General features: G+C 40.7%; 3 protein-coding genes and 1 pseudogene. 3 read left to right on the top strand and 1 reads right to left on the bottom strand.

Annotation, left to right across the window (positions count from 1 at the left end):
• From H5202_RS18155 to H5202_RS18145, 3 genes and pseudogenes are all read left to right on the top strand, one after another.
• Positions 1–330: pseudogene (locus tag H5202_RS18155) on the top strand (precorrin-2 dehydrogenase/sirohydrochlorin ferrochelatase family protein); the annotation flags it as partial.
• 78 nt (positions 331–408) lie between these two features.
• Entirely contained in the window at positions 409–945 is a 537-nt protein-coding gene (locus H5202_RS18150; RefSeq protein WP_182773307.1) for a YaeQ family protein, read from the top strand.
• 242 nt (positions 946–1,187) lie between these two features.
• On the top strand, positions 1,188–1,790 hold the full coding sequence (locus H5202_RS18145; RefSeq protein ID WP_336244812.1) for a CBS domain-containing protein: 603 nt from the start codon (positions 1,188–1,190) through the stop codon (positions 1,788–1,790).
• An 82-nt stretch (positions 1,791–1,872) separates the two neighbouring features.
• On the opposite strand, the gene H5202_RS18140 is transcribed toward H5202_RS18145, so the two are convergent.
• On the bottom strand, positions 1,873–4,317 hold the full coding sequence (locus H5202_RS18140; protein WP_182773305.1) for a S8 family serine peptidase: 2,445 nt from the start codon (positions 4,315–4,317) through the stop codon (positions 1,873–1,875).
• Positions 4,318–4,587 lie beyond the last annotated feature (270 nt).

Here is a 4,587-nt window from a genome sequence, read left to right as displayed (position 1 = left end):
GAACAACGCTACCTAGAGGCTTTTGAAGACTTTAGTGTTAAAGGTGAGATCCTTTTATTAACGGAGGATACTCCGGCACATTTACTCCCTATTGCTGCTATGCCATTGCTACAGACATTGGATGTGGTTTACAGTAACAGTACGCTGGATAGTGAGATAAATGAATTATTAAGGCGAGACGCAAATAGAGAAGCGGTGCCATTGCTAAGTGATATCACTCATCAATATGAACACGGAAGCCGTATGTTAATAGTATCTTCTGTTGTAAAAATTGCTCAATTCACTGCACATTTTCCAATGGCAAAACATTTACGTCCTGGCGCTATTTAACTAGATAAGTACGATGTTCTATTATGCCGAGTCTACTTTGTAGTAGACTCGGTTTTTTTATACTCGTTGGAACCTTTTATGGCCGCTAAAGCTACCGTTTTTAAAGTCTCGCTGCAGATTGCAGATATGGACCGTCATTATTATGCTGATCATCAGTTTACCTTAGCCCAACACCCGTCTGAAACTGATACGCGCATGATGGTTCGTTTATTAGCATTTGCCATTAATGCCTCCGAAACATTAGTGTTCAGTAAAGGCTTATGTGTTGATGATGAAGCTGAACTCTGGGATAAAAATCTGAGTGGTGAAATCGATCTTTGGGTCGAGTTTGGCCAAGCTGATGAGAAGTGGCTTAGAAAAGCATGTGGTCGGTCAAAACAGGTTATTCTTTATACTTATGGTGGCCGAAGTGTGCCTATCTGGTGGCAGCAGAACCAACAAGCGTTTGCTCGTTACGATAATTTAACTGTGATTAATTTTCCAGAGGATGCAGTGAAACAAATGGAAGTATTTGTTAATCGTAATATGGCGTTGCAAGTTAGCCTTAGCGAAGGGCAAGTGTGGTTGTCGGATGCAAATAATAGCGTGTTAATAGAACCTGAAACGTTAAAATAGTGGTATTTACGGTATTTACGGTATTTGAGTTACTATCACATTCACTACCATTTTTTTGATCACAGTAAAGTGAATTTAACCTTAATTTAGCAAAAATTAATTAAATTTAATCAAATGGGTATTGTACTAATAAAATCACAGGCAGATAATCTAATCATGTCGTGAGCATCATAATAAAGTATAACTAATTGATAAATATGATGTTTTACGTTTCGCGATGGTTGTTGCTTAAGGATGTTATTGTGAAGAAATTAGCCCTATACCCAGTAGAAAAAATTGATGAATTAACGTCACCAGAAGCCCATGAAGATATCTCAGTATTATCTTCAGCATTAAACGTGTTTACAGATTTTAAGAAAGTGACGCCTTTGGTGATTGAATCGAGTACGTCTGCGGTTAAGGTCGAGCATTTAATGCAGAAGTCACATGTTCGTCTTAAATTAGTAATAGATGATAAAGATCAATTTATTGGCTTAATCAGCTTTGAGTCTTTACATAATCAAGAAATATTAAAACGTGTTGCCGCTGGACATCAGCGTGAGCAATTAAGTGTTGCAGATTTTATGATCCCTAAAGAAAATCTTAAAGCGATTGATTTTGAAGATTTAAGTTATGCTCGTATCGGTGATGTTATTGAGACATTACAATCAGCAGGACAGCAACATTGTTTAGTAGTGGACCGCTCAAATCATGCCATCCGTGGTGTGTTATCTGCTAATGATATTGCTCGTCGATTAAAGCTAGCTGTCGATGTGAGTACGCCAAACTCATTTGCATCTATATTTGAAGTGATTGCCAATATTCAGCAGCCTGCCGTGTTGCAAACAACACAACCTCACTATTAGTCTGTTAACTGTTAAAAAGTTAATCCATCAGGAATAAAAATAGCCACATCATGTGGCTATTTTTGTACTTAACTGAATAGTATTATTGGAAGCTTAAGCTCCAAGTATCAATGTATCCAGTATCTTGTCTTGCATTATCAACTGCTTTTAATGTCCATATACCGCTTGATTCTACACCAGCCATATTAGCTGTGTAAGTCTGGGTTAGATTATCGGTTCCACCGCCAGTGTTGTTGTGCAGCACAACCGTTTGACCTGTAGGGCTAACTAACTGGATTTTTAAATCACCAATATAAGTATGAATAATCCCAATCGACACTGATACCGTTCCTGAATCGCCAGTGCGGCTAACAGTAATAGGGCTAGTAATACCACTAGTGTTGTTGTCTGGAATTGTATAATTACCGGTATTAGCGTAGCTTGCAGGGCCGCCTGTGTTGCTGCCACCAGTACTACCAGCGGTGAAGTTAGCCACTAAACTTACGCCACTAAATGCACTATAACCTTGTACCATCACATAATAAGTACCTGATTGAGGTGTTGCAATTGGACAAGACTCTGCATTACCACCTTTCCAAGGACGACAGTCGTAACTGCTGCTGGTAGGCGATGCGCCATACTGTACATACAAATCAGCATCGCCAGTGCCACCACTCATGGTGAAGCTTAAATCTTTCGCGCCAGTAGGAACGTCTAACGAGAAATATAATTCATCGCTTTTAGCGCCAGCTAAGCCCGTTTTTGCCACGCCTTTTTCAAGTACGCTGTCACCAGAGCCTGTACCTGGATCGGTTGGACCATTACATGATTCGTCTAGGTAAGCCTTTGCTGCTGTTGCATTAACCATCCCGTAACCTGTTTGGTTATCACGACCGGCAACGCTTAAGTCATCTGCTGTGGCATTTAATGCAGCACGTACTTGGCTGGCGCTACATTCTGGGTGGTAACTCCACACTAATGTTGCTACGCCCGACACATGCGGTGTTGCCATTGAGGTGCCATTGTAATATTCATAATCTCGATTGCCTTGATTACTCACAGTGGTTGATTGACCCAACTTGGCTTTAAGTGCAAGCCCTGTTGCTCGGTCAACAGACATAGAAGGGATCAGAATTTCACTGTTAGCATCAACGACGAATGGATTTTGTAGCCCTGGTAGCGCAGTGTTACTGTAAACAATGACTCCTTTGGCACCAGCTGTTTTACAGGCTTTAACCGCGTTTATTTCAGGGTAACTTGAACCCTGGTTACCTACACGCTCAACAAGACAGATTTTATTGGTCATGCTACCGCAATTAAAACTGGTTCCGTTTACAGTACATTCAGCTAAGGTTCCCGTTGCACTTGCGTTAATTGGTGCCGCTGCGTAGCTAGTACCTGATGGGGTTAAACGGTTGTGCGGTACGACACCATTGTTAAAGTATGACTGACCGCCAATGGTTATATCGGCTAAACGACCTTCACCAACGGTAACCGTTGATAGAATTGCCTCGCCAGGCCCTGAGATTTCAACTTGGTCTGTATATTGGGAAAAAGCGGCATGATCGAGATTACTGTCAACTGCTGCAACAGACATGACGCTATCGTAAGACGCTGGATAACTATAACTACTGTCGCCAGCATTACCTGCTGCTGCAATTAATAACACCCCATTGTTATAATGAGTATTTAATGCATTACGTTCAGTTGTGGTGGAACCACTACCACCTAAACTCATTGTGACTACGTTTGCACCACCTGAACTAACACAGGTATCAATAGCAGCGACCAATGATGATGAGTAACCCCATCCTGCTTCGTTAAACACTTTTACAACATGAATATTGGCATTCTGGTTAGGCATCACCCCAACCACACCTTCATTATTCGCTATTGCCGCAATGGTACCCGCTACGTGAGTACCATGGGCATTATTATTACCTGGTTGATACCAATTGCCTGTGCCTGAATTATTGGTTCCTGTTGCATTGTTACCGCTTAAATCATTGTGGCTACGGTCATAACCAGAATCAATAATACAGATTGTACGATTACCTGTTTGGCTGTCGCTTAATACGGTTGCACCAACAAAGGTTTGCCCCCAAGGTGTTGTCTCTGCAAGCAGTCTACGAGGTAAATCCTCTTCAACGTATTCAACATCTTGACGTAAACGCAATGCTTTAATAGAAGGTGAGTCAAGTTTTACCGAGTAACTATTACTACGACCTACGCGTTTCATTTCTCGTGCTTTTACGCTGTTCAAGGCTCTAAATTGAGTGAACACTTCATTTGATCGAGGCTCGTAAGCCATGCTGTTGTCTGCTTCAACATTCACATTTTGCAAAGCGGCACCGTTATTGAGTATCTGTGCAGCATTATCATTTCTGAACTTTACGATATATCGTTTAGGCAAAGGTGATTGTTGTTCAATCTGTTGGTTAGTAGCAGATAGTTGCGAAGGGGCTGGTGCTGCATTGACTTGAGTTGAAATGGCCAAAGCGAGAGCCGTCATGCTAAGCACGACAGTTGGATTTTTATGCTTTTTCATATTATCTTCCATGTTAATCAGGGTGGGACGTAATGTCTTTTATAATTATGTTTTACTGATAAGCTATTTTGCCTATCTGTCTAAAAGGTAACCATATTCCCGCATTATGTAAACAAATTGTTAATGCTAATTGTCAGGTAATAGGTATTAAAGAATAAGCTTTTTGCATTTCCATCTATTTTTATTGAATTAAAATTCGTTTTAATCTCTGGTTGATAGAAGATTATCTTTCGAGCTTTAATAGAGTTAGGTTTATGAAAGCGCTTAACT

It is taken from the genome of Shewanella sp. SG41-4, from assembly GCF_014164505.1.
Taxonomy (GTDB): Bacteria; Pseudomonadota; Gammaproteobacteria; order Enterobacterales; family Shewanellaceae; genus Shewanella.
Note: the sequence above shows the minus strand (reverse complement) of the source record. Positions and strands in the feature narration are given on the sequence as shown.